Origin of the sequence: Pseudomonas sp. BP6 (genome assembly GCF_017875935.1) — a bacterium.
Taxonomy (GTDB): Bacteria; Pseudomonadota; Gammaproteobacteria; order Pseudomonadales; family Pseudomonadaceae; genus Aquipseudomonas; species Aquipseudomonas putida_Y.
This window is the reverse complement of sequence record NZ_JAGINI010000001.1, coordinates 3,394,126-3,410,431: the sequence shown is the minus strand read 5'-3', so window position 1 is coordinate 3,410,431 and position 16,306 is coordinate 3,394,126. Positions and strand designations below refer to the sequence as shown.

General features: G+C 60.7%; 13 protein-coding genes. 11 read left to right on the top strand and 2 right to left on the bottom strand.

Annotated features, from left to right (window positions below; all coding sequences use genetic code 11):
* The first annotated feature begins 204 nt into the window (after positions 1-204).
* From J3A98_RS15555 to J3A98_RS15525, 7 genes are all read left to right on the top strand, one after another.
* Positions 205-3,036 (top strand): 2-oxoglutarate dehydrogenase E1 component, encoded by a 2,832-nt coding sequence (locus J3A98_RS15555; protein WP_021784848.1) that lies wholly within the window; start codon positions 205-207, stop codon positions 3,034-3,036.
* Positions 3,037-3,078: 42 nt separating this feature from the next.
* Complete coding sequence (gene odhB / locus J3A98_RS15550; RefSeq protein ID WP_021784849.1) at positions 3,079-4,302, top strand: 2-oxoglutarate dehydrogenase complex dihydrolipoyllysine-residue succinyltransferase; 1,224 nt, start codon at positions 3,079-3,081, stop codon at positions 4,300-4,302.
* 96 nt (positions 4,303-4,398) lie between these two features.
* The gene (gene lpdA, locus J3A98_RS15545) at positions 4,399-5,835 is read left to right on the top strand and encodes a dihydrolipoyl dehydrogenase (protein ID WP_021784850.1); all 1,437 of its coding nucleotides are present in this window, start codon (positions 4,399-4,401) and stop codon (positions 5,833-5,835) included.
* A 171-nt stretch (positions 5,836-6,006) separates the two neighbouring features.
* Positions 6,007-7,173: an ADP-forming succinate--CoA ligase subunit beta gene (gene sucC, locus J3A98_RS15540; RefSeq protein WP_003254205.1), complete on the top strand. Its 1,167-nt coding sequence runs from the start codon at positions 6,007-6,009 to the stop codon at positions 7,171-7,173.
* Positions 7,173-8,057: a succinate--CoA ligase subunit alpha gene (gene sucD / locus J3A98_RS15535; RefSeq protein WP_003254203.1), complete on the top strand. Its 885-nt coding sequence runs from the start codon at positions 7,173-7,175 to the stop codon at positions 8,055-8,057. Before sucC ends, sucD begins: the two co-directional genes overlap by 1 nt.
* Before the next feature lie 403 nt (positions 8,058-8,460).
* Positions 8,461-9,774 carry a branched-chain amino acid transport system II carrier protein gene (gene brnQ, locus J3A98_RS15530; protein ID WP_176682172.1) on the top strand — a complete coding sequence of 438 codons (1,314 nt, stop codon included), beginning with the start codon at positions 8,461-8,463 and terminating at the stop codon, positions 9,772-9,774.
* A gap of 235 nt (positions 9,775-10,009) precedes the next feature.
* Positions 10,010-10,759: a DUF599 family protein gene (locus tag J3A98_RS15525; RefSeq protein WP_209967208.1), complete on the top strand. Its 750-nt coding sequence runs from the start codon at positions 10,010-10,012 to the stop codon at positions 10,757-10,759.
* 67 nt (positions 10,760-10,826) lie between these two features.
* On the opposite strand, the gene J3A98_RS15520 is transcribed toward J3A98_RS15525, so the two are convergent.
* Entirely contained in the window at positions 10,827-11,111 is a 285-nt protein-coding gene (locus J3A98_RS15520; RefSeq protein ID WP_176682489.1) for a hypothetical protein, read from the bottom strand.
* A gap of 154 nt (positions 11,112-11,265) precedes the next feature.
* On the opposite strand from J3A98_RS15520, the gene J3A98_RS15515 reads away from it, so the two are divergent.
* The 4 genes from J3A98_RS15515 to J3A98_RS15500 all read left to right on the top strand — a co-directional run bounded on the left by J3A98_RS15515 (position 11,266) and on the right by J3A98_RS15500 (position 14,998).
* On the top strand, positions 11,266-11,742 hold the full coding sequence (locus tag J3A98_RS15515) for a PaaI family thioesterase (RefSeq protein WP_010954945.1): 477 nt from the start codon (positions 11,266-11,268) through the stop codon (positions 11,740-11,742).
* Complete coding sequence (locus tag J3A98_RS15510; protein WP_176682174.1) at positions 11,739-12,221, top strand: PaaI family thioesterase; 483 nt, start codon at positions 11,739-11,741, stop codon at positions 12,219-12,221. The genes J3A98_RS15515 and J3A98_RS15510 overlap by 4 nt, the downstream gene beginning before the upstream one ends.
* A 69-nt stretch (positions 12,222-12,290) precedes the next feature.
* Positions 12,291-14,195 carry a molecular chaperone HtpG gene (gene htpG, locus J3A98_RS15505; RefSeq protein ID WP_176682175.1) on the top strand — a complete coding sequence of 635 codons (1,905 nt, stop codon included), beginning with the start codon at positions 12,291-12,293 and terminating at the stop codon, positions 14,193-14,195.
* Between the two features lie 77 nt (positions 14,196-14,272).
* Positions 14,273-14,998, top strand: a complete 726-nt coding sequence (locus J3A98_RS15500) for a dienelactone hydrolase family protein (RefSeq protein WP_209967206.1) — start codon at positions 14,273-14,275, stop codon at positions 14,996-14,998.
* 395 nt (positions 14,999-15,393) lie between these two features.
* Here the strand turns inward: J3A98_RS15500 and J3A98_RS15495 are convergent, their stop codons facing one another.
* A complete protein-coding gene (locus tag J3A98_RS15495) occupies positions 15,394-16,257 on the bottom strand; it encodes a pirin family protein (protein ID WP_209967204.1) in 864 nt (287 codons plus the stop codon).
* Between the last annotated feature and the right edge of the window lie 49 nt (positions 16,258-16,306).

Below are 16,306 nucleotides of genomic sequence, written 5' to 3'. Positions count from 1 at the left end.
AGCCCGCACTGAGGTAAAACCCGAACAAGGGCCCACAAAGCCCGCGTTCATTACCTATGAAGATATGAGACCAGCAGGGGCTTTCCGGGCTGGTACCCGGAAAATCAGCAGGATCCAGGTGGCGTGGTTCAGTCGCTGTTTTCGGACTTTTCCAGGTTTGCTGTGGCTCTCGCCGATCAGTCCCCTAATCGAGGGTGACCAAGCATGCAAGAAAGCGTGATGCAGCGCATGTGGGATAGCGCCCACCTTTCAGGTGGTAACGCTGCATATGTGGAAGAGCTCTACGAGCTCTACCTGCACGACCCTAACGCTGTGCCAGAAGAGTGGCGCACTTACTTCCAGAAGTTGCCAGCCGACGGCAGCACCGCTACTGATGTATCGCACTCGACAATCCGCGACCATTTCGTACTGCTGGCAAAGAACCAGCGCCGCGCCCAACCGGTTTCCGCCGGGAGCGTGAGCAGTGAACACGAGAAGAAGCAGGTTGAAGTTCTGCGACTGATCCAGGCCTATCGTATGCGCGGCCATCAGGCTGCCAAGCTCGACCCGTTGGGGTTGTGGCAGCGCCCTGCGCCAGTAGACCTGTCGATCAATCACTACGGCTTGACCAATGCCGATCTTGATACGACCTTCCGTGCCGGCGACCTGTTCATCGGCAAAGAGGAGGCGAGCCTACGCGACATCTTCGATGCACTCCAGAAGACATATTGTCGCACCATTGGCGCCGAATTCACCCACATCGTCGATTCCGAGCAGCGCAGCTGGTTCCAGCAGCGTCTTGAAAGCGTGCGCGGCCGTCCGGAGTTTTCCGCTGACGTGCAGGCCCACCTGCTTGAGCGCGTGACCGCCGGTGAGGGCCTGGAAAAGTACCTGGGCACCAAGTACCCGGGCACCAAGCGTTTCGGCCTTGAAGGCGGCGAGAGCCTGATTCCGATGCTGGATGAAATGATCCAGCGTTCCGGCTCTTACGGCGCCAAGGAGGTCGTGATCGGCATGGCCCACCGTGGCCGCCTGAACGTGCTGGTGAACACCTTCGGCAAGAACCCGCGCGAGCTGTTCGACGAGTTCGAAGGCAAGAAGATGAACGAGCTGGGCTCCGGTGACGTGAAGTATCACCAGGGCTTCTCCTCGAACGTGATGACCCCGGGTGGCGAAGTGCACCTGGCCATGGCGTTCAACCCGTCCCACCTGGAAATCGTTTCGCCGGTGGTCGAGGGTTCGGTGCGCGCCCGTCAGGACCGCCGCAACGACACCGTTGGCGACAAGGTGCTGCCGATCTCGATCCACGGCGACGCTGCGTTCGCTGGCCAGGGTGTGGTCATGGAAACCTTCCAGATGTCGCAGACCCGCGGTTTCAAGACCGGCGGTACCGTGCACATCGTGATCAACAACCAGGTTGGTTTCACCATCAGCAACCCCCTGGATGCGCGCTCCACCGAGTACGCGACCGACGTTGCCAAGATGATCCAGGCACCGATCCTGCACGTGAACGGCGATGACCCGGAAGCCGTGCTGTTCGTCACCCAGTTGGCCATCGACTACCGCATGCAGTTCAAGCGTGACGTGGTCATCGACCTGGTCTGCTACCGTCGCCGTGGCCACAACGAGGCTGACGAGCCTAACGGCACCCAGCCGCTGATGTACCAGCAAATCAGCAAGCAGCGCACTACCCGTGAGCTGTATGCCGAGCAACTGATCCAGGCCGGTCGCATCGACGCCGAGCGCGCTCAGGCCAAAATCGACGAGTACCGCAACGCGCTGGACAATGGCCTGCACGTGGTGAAGAGCCTGGTCAAGGAGCCGAACCGCGAGCTGTTCGTCGACTGGCGTCCGTACCTGGGCCATGCCTGGACCGCGCGTCACGACACCCGTTTCGACCTCAAGACCCTGCAGGATCTGTCGGCCAAGCTGCTCGAGCTGCCGGAAGGTTTCGTGGTCCAGCGTCAGGTGTCGAAGATCTACGAAGACCGTCAGAAGATGCAGGCCGGTGGCTTGCCGATCAACTGGGGTTATGCAGAGACCATGGCTTACGCCACCCTGCAGTTCGAAGGTCACCCGATCCGCATGACCGGCCAGGACATCGGCCGTGGCACCTTCTCGCACCGTCACGCGGTGCTGCACAACCAGAAGGACGCCAGCACCTACATTCCGTTGCAGAACCTGTTCCCGGGCCAGCCACGTTTCGACCTGTACGATTCGTTCCTGTCCGAGGAGGCGGTACTGGCCTTCGAATACGGCTACTCCACCACCATGCCGAACGCGCTGGTGATCTGGGAAGCCCAGTTCGGCGACTTCGCCAACGGTGCGCAAGTGGTGATCGACCAGTTCATCACCAGCGGTGAGCACAAGTGGGGTCGCCTGTGCGGTCTGACCATGCTGCTGCCACACGGCTATGAAGGGCAGGGGCCGGAGCACTCCTCCGCGCGTCTGGAGCGTTACCTTCAGCTGTGCGCCGAGCACAACATCCAGGTCTGCGTACCGACTACGCCAGCACAGATTTACCACCTGCTGCGTCGCCAGGTGATCCGCCCGCTGCGCAAGCCGCTGGTAGTCCTGACGCCGAAGTCGCTGCTGCGCCACAAACTGGCCATCTCGACTCTGGAAGACCTGGCAGAAGGCTCGTTCCAGACTGTGATCCCGGAAATCGACGCAATCGATCCGGCCAAGGTCGAGCGTCTGGTGCTGTGCAGCGGCAAGGTCTACTACGACCTGCTGGAAAAGCGCCGTGCCGAAGGCCGCGAAGACATTGCCATCCTGCGTATCGAGCAGCTGTATCCGTTCCCTGAGGACGATCTGGTCGAAATCCTCGCGCCTTACACCAACCTCAAGCATGCGGTCTGGTGTCAGGAAGAGCCGATGAACCAGGGCGCCTGGTACAGCAGCCAGCACCACATGCGCCGTATCCTGGGCCGCCACAACAAGGCACTGACCCTGGAATACGCCGGTCGCGACGCTTCTGCCGCGCCAGCCTGTGGTTACGCTTCGAAGCACGTCGAACAGCAGGAAAAACTGCTGCAAGACGCCTTCACTGTCTAACGCCTTCGCGCACCTGAAACCGAATTTAAGGAAACACAGATAATGGCTATCGAGATCAAAGCCCCAACCTTCCCGGAATCGGTTGCCGACGGCACCGTTGCCACCTGGCACAAGAAGCCGGGCGAAGCCGTCAAGCGTGACGAGCTGATCGTCGACATCGAGACTGACAAGGTTGTCCTGGAAGTACTGGCTACTGCCGATGGCGTGCTGGGCGATATCGTCAAGGGCGAGGGCGACACCGTCCTGTCCGACGAACTGCTGGGTTCGATCGTTGAAGGCGGTGCTGCCGCAGCACCAGCCGCGGCAGCCGCTCCTGCTGCTGCTCCGGCCGCTGCTGCCGCTGACGCCGGCGAAGATGACCCGATCGCTGCCCCGGCCGCGCGCAAGCTGGCTGAAGAAAACGGCATCGACCTGGCTACCGTGGCAGGTACCGGTAAAGGCGGTCGCGTCACCAAGGAAGACGTGGTTGCTGCTGTTGCCAACAAGAAGTCGGCACCTGCCGCTGCCCCGGCTGCCAAGCCTGCCGCCGCCGCCGCTGCCCCGGTTGTCGTCGCCGCTGGCGACCGCACCGAGAAGCGCGTGCCGATGACCCGCCTGCGTGCCAAGATCGCCGAGCGTCTGGTCGAAGCCCAGTCGAACATGGCGATGCTGACCACCTTCAACGAAGTGGACATGACCGAAGTCATGGCCCTGCGCTCGAAGTACAAGGACCTGTTCGAGAAGACCCACAATGGCGTGCGCCTGGGCTTCATGTCGTTCTTCGTCAAGGCTGCTACCGAAGCGCTGAAGCGCTTCCCGGCCGTGAACGCCTCGATCGACGGCAACGACATCGTCTACCACGGTTTCGCCGACGTCGGTGTTGCCGTGTCCAGCGACCGTGGCCTGGTGGTGCCGGTGCTGCGTAACGCCGAGTCGATGAGCCTGGCTGAAATCGAGAACGGCATCGCTACCTTCGGCAAGAAGGCCCGTGACGGCAAACTGGCCATCGAAGAAATGACCGGTGGCACCTTCACCATCACCAACGGTGGTACCTTCGGTTCGATGATGTCGACCCCGATCGTCAACCCGCCGCAGGCCGCCATTCTCGGCATGCACAACATCATCCAGCGCCCGATGGCCATCAACGGCCAGGTCGTGATTCGCCCGATGATGTACCTGGCGCTGTCGTACGATCACCGCCTGATCGACGGCAAGGAAGCGGTAACCTTCCTGGTCACTATCAAGAACCTGCTGGAAGATCCGTCCCGCCTGCTGCTGGACATCTAATCGCGCAGCTGTAAGCTGCAAGCCGCAAGCTTCAAGCTGAAGCCTGCTGGTCTTGCGGCTTGCAGCTTGCCGCTTGAAGCTAAAAAGGAATCTTTTATGACCCAGAAATTCGACGTAGTGGTGATTGGTGCAGGTCCTGGCGGCTATGTAGCTGCCATCAAGGCTGCCCAACTTGGTCTGAAGACTGCCTGTATCGAGAAGTACACCGACGCCGAGGGCAAGCTGGCCCTGGGCGGCACCTGCCTGAACGTAGGTTGCATTCCTTCCAAGGCGCTGCTGGACAGCTCCTGGAAGTACAAGGAAGCCAAAGAGAGCTTCAACGTCCACGGTATCTCCACTGGCGAAGTGAAGATGGACGTCGCCGCGATGGTTGGCCGCAAGGCTGGCATCGTCAAGAACCTGACCGGTGGCGTTGCCACCCTGTTCAAGGCCAACGGCGTTACTTCGATCCAGGGCCACGGCAAGCTGCTGGCTGGCAAGAAGGTCGAAGTCACCAAGGCTGACGGCACCACCGAAATCATCGAAGCCGAGAACGTGATCCTGGCTTCCGGCTCGCGCCCGATCGACATTCCGCCGGCTCCGGTCGACCAGAACGTCATCGTCGACTCCACCGGCGCCCTGGAATTCCAGGCCGTACCGAAGCGCCTGGGCGTTATCGGTGCAGGCGTGATCGGCCTGGAACTGGGCTCGGTATGGGCTCGCCTGGGTGCTGAAGTCACCGTGCTGGAAGCCCTGGACACCTTCCTGATGGCTGCCGACACCGCCGTGTCGAAAGAAGCCCAGAAGACCCTGACCAAGCAAGGCCTGGACATCAAGCTGGGCGCTCGTGTCACCGGCTCGAAAGTCAACGGCAATGAAGTCGAAGTGACCTACACCAACGCCGAAGGCGAGCAGAAGATCACCTTCGACAAGCTGATTGTCGCAGTCGGCCGTCGCCCGGTGACCACCGATCTGCTGGCTTCCGACAGCGGCGTGACCATCGACGAGCGTGGTTACATCTTCGTCGACGATTACTGCGCCACCAGCGTTCCGGGCGTGTACGCCATCGGTGACGTGGTACGCGGCATGATGCTGGCCCACAAGGCTTCGGAAGAGGGCATCATGGTCGTCGAGCGCATCAAGGGCCACAAGGCCCAGATGAACTACGACCTGATCCCGTCGGTCATCTACACCCACCCGGAAATCGCGTGGGTCGGCAAGACCGAACAGGCCTTGAAGGCCGAGGGCGTTGAGGTTAACGTGGGCACCTTCCCGTTCGCGGCCAGCGGCCGTGCGATGGCTGCCAACGACACCGGTGGTTTCGTCAAGGTCATCGCCGATGCCAAGACCGACCGCGTTCTGGGTGTTCACGTGATTGGCCCATCGGCTGCCGAACTGGTGCAGCAGGGCGCAATCGCAATGGAATTCGGCACCAGTGCCGAGGATCTGGGCATGATGGTCTTCAGCCATCCAACCCTGTCCGAAGCGTTGCATGAAGCAGCGCTGGCGGTGAATGGCGGCGCCATTCACGTGGCCAACCGTAAGAAGCGTTAATTATAAGAAACCACGGCGGGCTGCCCGTCGTGAGTCTTGCGTGCATGACTCACCGCGGAAAGTCCGCCGGACCGGATCACACGGGAAACCCGGGGTCAACGGTCACAGGTGGTGCGGCGCCACTGATGGCGCAGCGCCGAAGCGCAGTACCTAACGAAGACGGTAAAAAGCATGAATCTTCACGAGTATCAGGGTAAGCAGCTGTTCGCTGAATACGGCCTGCCAGTTTCCAAGGGTTTCGCAGTCGACACCCCTGAGCAAGCTGCAGAAGCCTGCGACAAGATCGGCGGGAACGAGTGGGTTGTAAAAGCCCAGGTTCACGCGGGTGGTCGCGGTAAAGCGGGCGGCGTAAAGCTGGTTCGCAGCAAGGAAGACGCCAAGGCGTTTGCTGCACAGTGGTTGGGCAAGAATCTGGTTACCTACCAGACCGATGCCAACGGTCAACCCGTCTCCAAGATTCTGGTCGAATCCTGCACTGACATCGCCAAAGAGCTGTACCTGGGCGCTGTAGTCGATCGTTCGAGCCGCCGTATCGTGTTCATGGCTTCCACCGAAGGTGGCGTGGACATCGAGAAAGTCGCTCACGAAACGCCTGAGAAAATCCTCAAGGCCACCATCGACCCACTGGTCGGCGCTCAGCCGTTCCAGGGTCGCGAGCTGGCATTCCAGCTGGGCCTGGAAGGCAAGCAAGTTCAACAGTTCGCCAAGATCTTCGTTGGCTTGGCCAAGCTGTTCAAGGATCACGACCTGGCGCTGCTGGAAGTGAACCCGCTGGTGATCAAGGCCGATGGCGACCTGCACTGCCTCGATGCCAAGATCAACATCGACGCCAACGCCATGTACCGTCAGCCGAAGCTGAAAACCTTCCACGACCCGTCGCAGGACGATGCCCGTGAAGCCCACGCTGCCAAGTTCGAACTGAACTACGTTGCCCTTGAAGGCAACATCGGCTGCATGGTCAACGGTGCCGGCCTGGCCATGGGTACCATGGACATCGTCAACCTGCACGGCGGCAAGCCGGCCAACTTCCTTGACGTTGGCGGTGGTGCTACCAAAGAGCGCGTAACCGAAGCGTTCAAGATCATTCTGTCCGACAGCAATGTCGCGGCCGTTCTGGTCAACATCTTCGGCGGCATCGTTCGCTGCGACATGATTGCCGAAGGCATCATTGGTGCAGTGAAAGAAGTCGGCGTCAAAGTTCCGGTCGTCGTTCGCCTCGAAGGCAACAACGCCGAACTGGGCGCTAAAGTACTGGCAGAAAGCGGTTTGAACATCATTGCGGCAACCAGCCTGACCGACGCTGCTCAACAAGTTGTCAAAGCTGCGGAGGGCAAGTAATGAGCGTCCTGATCAATAAAGACACCAAAGTCATCTGCCAGGGCTTCACCGGCTCGCAGGGTACTTTCCACTCCGAACAGGCCATCGCCTACGGCACCAAGATGGTCGGCGGCGTAACCCCAGGCAAGGGTGGCACCACCCACCTGGGCCTGCCGGTGTTCAACACCGTCAAGGAAGCCGTGGAAGCGACCGGCGCTGACGCTTCGGTCATCTACGTACCGGCTCCGTTCTGCAAAGACTCGATCCTGGAAGCTGCCTTTGGCGGCATCAAGCTGATCGTCTGCATCACCGAAGGCATTCCTACCCTGGACATGCTGGATGCCAAGGTCAAGTGCGACGAACTGGGCGTGACCCTGATCGGCCCTAACTGCCCAGGTGTCATCACCCCGGGCGAGTGCAAGATCGGCATCATGCCAGGCCACATCCACTTGCCAGGCAAGGTCGGTATCGTTTCGCGTTCCGGCACCCTGACCTACGAAGCTGTGAAGCAGACCACCGACGCCGGCTTCGGCCAGTCGACCTGCGTCGGCATCGGCGGTGACCCGATCCCGGGCTCCAACTTCATCGACATCCTGAAGCTGTTCCAGGAAGACCCGAAGACCGAAGCGATCGTCATGATCGGTGAGATCGGCGGTTCGGCTGAAGAAGAAGCCGCGGCCTACATCAAGGCCCACGTCACCAAGCCTGTCGTGTCCTACATCGCCGGTGTTACTGCACCTGCGGGCAAGCGCATGGGCCACGCTGGCGCCATCATCTCCGGCGGCAAGGGTACTGCGGACGAGAAGTTCGCCGCCCTGCAGGACGCGGGTGTGAAGACCGTGCGTTCCCTGGCTGACATTGGCAAGGCCCTGGCCGAGCTGACTGGCTGGGAAGCCAAGAAGTAATACTGCTACACCCCCCACGCGCACAGAGGCCACCTTCGGGTGGCCTTTGTCGTATGTGGGGTTCGTAGGAGCGGGTTTACCCGCGAAGAGGCCGGTGCTGGCGATAGAGATTCTTCGATAGGTTTGATAGGAATTTTCACGCAGACGAATGTTTCAATCCGAGGATAATACCTGCCGTCCTCGGTCACACAGACGACAAACATGTACGCACATCGGACAAGCAGCACTGTGCCAGTGCGTTTGACTGACAAACCAGTTACATTACGCGTTCACTCTGTGCCCGTACCCCAAAAGGGAACGACACGCTAAACGGGTCTGGCCTATCAAGCCGGGCAGCATTTCCCCTTACCCAAAGGGAAATCCCCTCTCGAATCCCGATTTCAGCAGTGTGGTACTACCTTAAATGAAAGTTCTCAAAGGCCAGGATATCCTGGCGCTTGGCTTTATGACGTTTGCGCTTTTCGTGGGTGCAGGCAATATCATCTTCCCGCCTATCGTCGGTCTGCAGTCTGGCCCGCACGTCTGGATGGCGGCCTTGGGCTTCCTGGTCACTGCCGTGGGCCTGCCGGTCATCACCGTTGTCGCCTTGGCCAAGGTCGGTGGTGGCATGGATGCACTGAGCAGCCCGATCGGCAAGTTCTTCGGCGGCCTGCTGGCGGCTGTGTGCTACCTGTCGGTCGGCCCGCTGTTCGCCACCCCGCGTACGGCGACCGTGTCGTTCGAAGTAGGCGTTGCACCGCTGACCGGTGAAAGCCCGCTGGCGCTGTTCATCTACAGCCTGGTGTACTTCATCGTCGTGCTGGCCGTGTCCATGTACCCTGGCAAGTTGCTCGACACCGTGGGCCGCTTCCTGGCGCCGTTGAAGATCATTGCCCTGGCGGTGCTGGGTATCGCTGCCTTCGCGTTGCCCGCCGGTACCATTGGTGAAGCACAGCCTGCCTATGCCGCCGCTGCGTTCTCCAAAGGCTTCTCCGATGGCTACCTGACCATGGATACCCTGGGTGCCCTGGTGTTCGGTATCGTCATTGTCAATGCCATTCGTTCGCGCGGTGTCGAGTCGCCGAGGCTGATCACCCGCTACGCCATCATCGCCGGCCTGATCGCCGGTGTCGGGCTGGCCCTGGTCTACATCAGCCTGTTCCGCCTGGGTGCCACCAGCCACGACATTGCCGCTGACGCCACCAACGGTGCGGCGGTGCTGCATGCCTACGTACAGCACACCTTCGGTTCGCTGGGCAGCGGCTTCCTGGCCGTGCTGATCGCGCTGGCCTGCCTGGTGACTGCGGTTGGTCTGACCTGTGCCTGTGCCGAGTACTTCAGCCAGATCCTGCCGCTGTCGTACCGCGCGCTGGTGGTGATCCTCGCCGGCTTCTCGCTGCTGATCTCCAACCTTGGCCTGACCAAGTTGATCATGTTCTCGATCCCGGTGCTCACCGCCATCTATCCGCCGTGCATCGTGGTGGTCGGTCTGAGCTTCGTCAAAGACCTGTGGAACTCGCCAACGCGCATCCTGGCACCCGTGATGCTGGTCTCGCTGCTGTTCGGCATGGTCGATGCGATCAAGGGCAGCAGCCTTGCCCACATGTTGCCAGACTTCATGGCGCACCTGCCATTGAGTGATGCCGGTATGGCTTGGCTGGTACCGTCGGTGGTGACCCTGGTGGGTGCCGTGGCCTGCGACCGCATGCTCGGCAAGCCGCGCGAGGCGTTGGCCTGACCGTACAAGTCGAAGCCTGAGGGCGGCACCGGCCACAAGCCGTAGGGTGCGCGCCAAGGGTGAAAACAAGAGAGCCCCGTATCCGAAAGGATGCGGGGCTTTTCGTTGGTTGCCTGTTGCGGTCTCTTCGCAGCAGGTCAGGCATTTTTCACTGTGCAGGTGTGCCTTTTGCCGCTTGCCAGCGTCGAAATCCGGTCCCTATCCTTTAGGCACATGGCCCTTTCGGGAACCCTGCATGAACTTCATCCAAAGCAACCTCAACAACCTGCTGGCCATCGCCTGGTTCGCCCTTTGCTGGGGTGGCTATACCCGCTATGCGATCTGGAAGGGGCGCGACACCGCGTGCCTGGCCAGTGTGCTGCACCTGTACCGTGAAGACTGGATGCGCCGCATGTTGCTGCGCGACAACCGCATCGCCGATGCCAGCGTGATCGGTAACCTGGAGCGCAACGCCTCGTTCTTTGCCTCCAGCACCCTGATCATTCTGGCTGGCATCCTCACCGTGCTCGGTGCCTCCGACCGGGCACTGTCGTTGCTGGCCGACCTGCCGCTGGTTCAGCAGACATCCCAGGGCATGTCGGAGATCAAGCTGCTGTGCCTGGCCATGGTATTTGTCTATGCCTTCTTCACGTTCAGCTGGTGCATGCGCCAATACAACTTTGCCGCCGTGCTGGTGGGCTCGGCGCCGATGATCGGCGAACGGCTGGTCAACGAGCTGGAGCGCAAGGCGTTCGCTTCACGGGCGGCGCGGGTATTGTCGTTGGCGGCTAACCAGTTCAACCTTGGGCTGCGTTCTTATTACTTCGGAATGGCCATGTTGAGCTGGTTCATCAGCCCATGGTTGTTCATGGCGATGAGTGTGGGAGTAGTGCTGATTCTGTACCGTCGAGAGTTCCATTCGGATGTACTCGATGTGATGGTGTTCACACCGACCGAAAGTGTATTGTCGGAGCCTGCCAAGGAAAGCTCCGCAGCCTCTAACTGAAACGATTAATCGAAACTTTGCAGGCACAAAAAAACCCGACGTCGTCGGGTTTTTTTGTTTCAGCCAATTATTGCTTGGCGGGTTCTGCCGGAGTAGCTGGAGCCGCTTCTGGCGCCGGAGTAGCCGGAGCGGCTTCTTCGGCAGCCTTCTGCTCGGCTTCGGCCTGATCTTTGGCAGCTTCAGCGTTTTCCTCGGCTGCTTCGTTCATCTTATCCTGAGCTTCACCCATTTTTTCCTGGGCTTGCTCGGCGTGTTGCTGTGCGTCTTGGGCTTTGTCTTCGCTCGCTTTATCGCAAGCAGCCAGGCCCATGGCAGCGGCCAGCATCAGAGCAAAAGCAAAAGGTTTACGCATGGGGGTGTATCTCCTTGGTGGAATAAGTGACTTGTTCCTTCGAGTGCCACTACGCGGAATAAGTTCAACGAAGATTACAGATATATAACGCCTCATTCTATATAGACTTTTCAACGAATTCATGAAGCCGCCCTGCGGCCAATGGGAACAGCCAATGAGCGATTCAACCTTGATGGCAATGGCCGAGCGCTTTCTCTCGGCTTTAAAACATTGTCAGTTGTTGCAGATGCGGGTGGCGCAGGCTGATGGCGATGGCATGACCCTGGTCCTGCCGTGGTCGCCGGCCATTGTCGGCAACCCGCAAACTGGTGCTGTGCACGGCGGGGCGCTGACCACGCTGATGGACACCACCTGTGGCATGGCCACGTTGTGTGTGTTGCCGCGCTTCGAAGTGTGCCCGACGTTGGACCTGCGCATCGACTACATGCACCCTGCTGAGGCCGGCAAGGACATCTACGGTCACGCCCAGTGCTACCGTGTTACCCGCGACGTGATCTTCACCCGTGGCACCGCCTACCAGGACGACCCCGACCAGCCCATCTGCCAGGTGGTGGGCACGTTCATGCGCCTGGGCCAGGACATCAAGGGCGGCATCCGTTTCGGCGACAGTCTGAAGGAGGGCAAGGCATGATTCCGCGCGCGGTGCGCCAGCAGCTCAACGCCGCCCATGCGGTGGGCGACTATCGACCATTGCTGGCGCTGATTCCCTATGCCGGGCTGATCGGCATCGAATGCGAGCGTCAGGGCGATGACTTGTTGTTCCGCCTGCCGGCCAGCCCGGACAATATCGGCAACCCGCTGTTACCGGCCATTCATGGCGGCGTGATCGCCGGCTTCATGGAGCTGTCGGCAGCGCTGTACCTGCTGATCTACAGCGAGAGCGCAAGCATTCCGAAGATCATCGACTTTTCTGTCGACTACCTGCGCGCCGGGCATTTTCGCGATACCTACGCCCAGTGCCAGCTGTGGCGCCAGGGCCGGCGGGTGACCAACGTGGCCATCACCGCGTGGCAGGGCGACAGGCAGTCGCCGATTGCCACGGCCCGTGCGCATTTCAAGATCGAACCGGAAAAGCCCTTGAAATCATCCGGGCAGCCCCCATCTGCATGACATCCGCCGTTAACGCTGGCCGAATCGGCCGCCAGGCGCCATCGCCATCAGATCGGAGTTTCGAAGACCATGACTGTGGAAACACAAAAGGAAACGCTGGGCTTCCAGACCGAGGTGAAGCAACTGCTGCACCTCATGATTCACTCGCTGTACTCGAACAAGGAAATCTTCCTGCGGGAGCTGATTTCCAATGCTTCCGACGCCGCCGACAAGCTGCGTTTCGAAGCGTTGGCCAAGCCAGAGCTGTTCGAGGGCGATACTGACCTGAAGATTCGCCTGAGCTTCGACAAGGACGCTGGTACCGTGACCCTCGAGGACAACGGCATCGGCATGAGCCGCGAAGACGTCATTACCCACCTGGGCACCATCGCCAAGTCCGGCACTGCCGACTTCATGAAGAACCTCACCGGTGACCAGAAGAAGGACTCGCACCTGATCGGTCAGTTCGGCGTGGGCTTCTACTCCGCGTTCATCGTTGCCGACAAGGTCGATGTGTACAGCCGCCGTGCTGGTCAGCCAGCGGCGGAAGGTGTGCACTGGTCGTCGAAAGGCGAGGGCGAATTCGAAGTCGCCACCATCGACAAACCACAGCGTGGTACCCGTATCGTCCTGCACCTGAAGAAGGACGAACAGGAGTTCGCCGATGGCTGGCGCCTGCGCAACGTGGTCAAGAAGTACTCCGATCACATTGCCCTGCCGATTCAACTGCCAAAAGAGCAGGCCGCCGCCGAAGGTGAAGAACAGCCGGCCGAAGAGTGGGAAACCGTCAACCGCGCCAGCGCCCTGTGGACCCGTTCGCGCACCGAGGTGAAGGACGAGGAATACCAGGAGTTCTACAAGCACATTGGCCATGACTTCGAAAACCCGCTGGCCTGGAGCCACAACAAGGTCGAAGGCAAGCTCGAATACAACTCGCTGCTGTACGTGCCGGCCCGTGCGCCGTTCGACCTGTACCAGCGCGAAGCGCCGCGCGGCCTGAAGCTGTACGTGCAGCGTGTGTTCATCATGGACCAGGCCGAGTCGTTCCTGCCGCTGTACCTGCGCTTCATCAAGGGTGTGGTCGATTCCAACGACCTGTCGCTGAACGTGTCGCGTGAAATCCTGCAGAAAGACCCGATCATCGATTCGATGAAAACCGCGCTGACCAAGCGCGTGCTGGACATGCTGGAGAAGCTGGCGAAGAACGAACCCGAGCAGTACAAGGGCTTCTGGAAAAACTTCGGTCAGGTGCTGAAAGAGGGCCCGGCCGAAGACTTCGCCAACAAGGAGAAAATCGCCGGCCTGCTGCGCTTTGCGTCCACCCAGGACGACAGCGGCGAGCAGAGCGTCGCCCTGGCCGACTACCTGGCCCGTGCCAAGGAAGGTCAGGACAAGATCTATTACCTCACCGGCGAGTCGTACGCGCAGGTCAAGAACAGCCCGCACCTGGAAGTCTTCCGCAAGAAAGGCATCGAAGTGCTGCTGCTGACTGACCGCATCGACGAGTGGCTGATGAGCTACCTCAACGAATTCGACGGCAAGGCCTTTGTCGATATCGCCCGTGGCGACCTGGACCTGGGCAAGCTGGATTCGGAAGAAGACAAGAAAGCCCAGGAAGAAGTCGCCAAGGACAAGGAAGGTTTGGTCGAGCGACTGAAAGGTGCGCTGGGTGACACCGTGGCCGAAGTGCGCGTATCGCACCGCCTGACCGACTCGCCGGCGATCCTGGCCATCGGCGAGCAGGACCTGGGCCTGCAGATGCGCCAGATTCTGGAAGCCAGCGGGCAGAAAGTGCCGGAGTCCAAGCCGATCTTCGAGTTCAACCCGAGCCACCCGCTGATCGAGAAGTTGGACCACGAGCAGAGCGAAGACCGTTTCGCCGAGCTGTCGCACATCCTGTTCGATCAGGCGGCCCTGGCGGCCGGTGACAGCTTGAAGGACCCGGCGGCGTACGTTCGTCGCCTGAACAAGCTACTGGTCGAGCTGTCTGCTTGAGTTGATCATAGGAAAGCCCGCTTCGGCGGGCTTTTTTCATGGCTGCCTTTTTGTGAAAAGTGCCAAAGGAGTGCTAGATGAGCAAAGTTATCGTCGAGTCGCTGGTTTATCACCTGTCCGGCAAGGCCTATGAAAGCCGTTTGGTCTATGAGCCGGGGGCGCTGGGCCGTCCGGGCCTGGTGATGGCGCCGAACTGGATGGGCATTGGCGAAGGTGCCGAGCGTATCGCCAAGGAAGTCGCCGAGAAGGGCTATGTGGTGTTGATTGCCGACCTCTACGGGCAATCGGTGCGCCCGTCCAATGCCGATGAGGCAGGCGTGGCGATGATGCCGCTGAAGAATGACCGTGACGAACTGCGCAAACGCATGCAGGAAGCCTTGGCGCAATTGTTGGGCCAGTCGAAGGCGCTGCTGGAGCCTGGCAAGGTGGCTGCCTTCGGCTTCTGCTTCGGTGGCTGCTGCGCCCTGGAGCTGGCCCGTAGCGGCGCCGACCTGCGCGCGGCAGTGTCGTTCCACGGTACTCTGGACACGCCGAACCCTGAAGATGCCAAGCGCATCAAGGGTTCGGTGCTGGTGTTGCATGGTGCCTCCGACCCATTGGTGCCTAGAGAACAACTGCCGGCATTCGAGGACGAGATGAACGCGGCCAAGGTGGACTGGCAGTTGCTCAGTTATGGCGGTGCGGTGCACTCGTTTACCGACCCGAATGCCAACGTGCCGGGCAAGATGCAGTACGACCGGCGCACTTCCGAGCGAGCGTTCCGTTCGATGCATAATCTGCTGAGTGAAGTGTTCCAGCGCTGAGATTGCAGGGGGCTGCTTTGCAGCCCTTCGCGGGTAAACCCGCTCCTACGCGACGGCCTGCGCCCAATCACCAATGTGCGTTCACCCCCGATCAGGTGTAGGAGCGGGTTTACCCGCGAATACGGTGGCGGCGGCAACGGTGAACAGCGGGTGGAGATTGGCCAGCAGGGCCGGCCCTTTCGCGGGTGAACCCGCTCCTACAGGACGGCCTGCGCCCAATCACCAATGTGCGTTCACCCCTGATCAGGTGTAGGAGCGGGTTTACCCGCGAATACGGTAGCGGCATCAACGGTGAACGGCGGGTGGAAATTGGCCGGCAGGTCCGGCCTCTTCGCGGGTAAACCCGCTCCTACACGACGGGCTGCGCCCAGCCGTCGACCTGTGTCCACCCCCGATCACCGAGGTAACTCGATCCTGGAATGTTCCCCCGGCACCACCGACCAATCCCCCGCAGCCCACCTGGCCCGGGCTCGCTCGATCAGCTCCGGGTCGCTGGCCACGAAATTCCAGTTCATCCGCCGCGGCCCATCCAGCGGTGCGCCGCCAATCAGTACCAATTGGCATTCACCCTCCGCATACAACGTCACCTCTTCCCCCTCCGGCAGTACTACCAGGCTGCACGGTTCCACGTCTTCATCGTTCATCGTCAACTCACCATCGAGCAGGTACAGCGCCCGCTGCACATGCTCATTCGGTACCAGCAAGGTGGTCGCCGGTTGCATCCGTACATGCGCATAAAGGGTAGGGGACAGCACCGGCACCGGCGACACCAGGCAGAACCCGCTGCCAGCAATCATGCAGATACGTACACCCAAGCTGTCACTGACGGGCAAGCTCGCGGCGGGGTGATGGCTGTAGCTTGCCTGGCCTTGCTCAAACTCGCGCGGCGATGCCAGCCATACCTGCAGCCCATGCAGGCGCGAGCCATGGGCCAGGGCATCCTCGGGGGTGCGCTCGACATGCGCGACGCCGCTGCCCGCAGTCATCCAGCTGACATCACCTGGCAGCACTCGCTGCGCCGAGCCAAGGCTGTCCTTGTGCAGGATTGCGCCTTCGAACAGGTAGGTCAGGGTCGACAAGCCGATATGCGGATGTTGGCGGATGTCCATGCCATGCCCCGGGGCATAGTCCGTTTCGAGCATGTGGTCGAAAAACACGAACGGGCCGACGCTGCGGCACTGGGCTGACGGCAGCGGGCGCAGGATCGGCTGGCCCTCGACCGATTCGGCACGGGGGTGAATGACCAGGGGGCTGCTCATGGGACGGCTCCAGGCGAGGTGACAGTGCTTCAAGCATAACGGTTTGCCT

Coding starts and splice junctions, on each gene's coding strand:
- J3A98_RS15555 (WP_021784848.1), top strand. CDS start 205: ATGCAAGAAAGCGTGATGCAGCGCATGTGGGATAGCGCCCACCTTTCA.
- odhB (WP_021784849.1), top strand. CDS start 3,079: ATGGCTATCGAGATCAAAGCCCCAACCTTCCCGGAATCGGTTGCCGAC.
- lpdA (WP_021784850.1), top strand. CDS start 4,399: ATGACCCAGAAATTCGACGTAGTGGTGATTGGTGCAGGTCCTGGCGGC.
- sucC (WP_003254205.1), top strand. CDS start 6,007: ATGAATCTTCACGAGTATCAGGGTAAGCAGCTGTTCGCTGAATACGGC.
- sucD (WP_003254203.1), top strand. CDS start 7,173: ATGAGCGTCCTGATCAATAAAGACACCAAAGTCATCTGCCAGGGCTTC.
- brnQ (WP_176682172.1), top strand. CDS start 8,461: ATGAAAGTTCTCAAAGGCCAGGATATCCTGGCGCTTGGCTTTATGACG.
- J3A98_RS15525 (WP_209967208.1), top strand. CDS start 10,010: ATGAACTTCATCCAAAGCAACCTCAACAACCTGCTGGCCATCGCCTGG.
- J3A98_RS15520 (WP_176682489.1), bottom strand. CDS start 11,111: ATGCGTAAACCTTTTGCTTTTGCTCTGATGCTGGCCGCTGCCATGGGC.
- J3A98_RS15515 (WP_010954945.1), top strand. CDS start 11,266: ATGAGCGATTCAACCTTGATGGCAATGGCCGAGCGCTTTCTCTCGGCT.
- J3A98_RS15510 (WP_176682174.1), top strand. CDS start 11,739: ATGATTCCGCGCGCGGTGCGCCAGCAGCTCAACGCCGCCCATGCGGTG.
- htpG (WP_176682175.1), top strand. CDS start 12,291: ATGACTGTGGAAACACAAAAGGAAACGCTGGGCTTCCAGACCGAGGTG.
- J3A98_RS15500 (WP_209967206.1), top strand. CDS start 14,273: ATGAGCAAAGTTATCGTCGAGTCGCTGGTTTATCACCTGTCCGGCAAG.
- J3A98_RS15495 (WP_209967204.1), bottom strand. CDS start 16,257: ATGAGCAGCCCCCTGGTCATTCACCCCCGTGCCGAATCGGTCGAGGGC.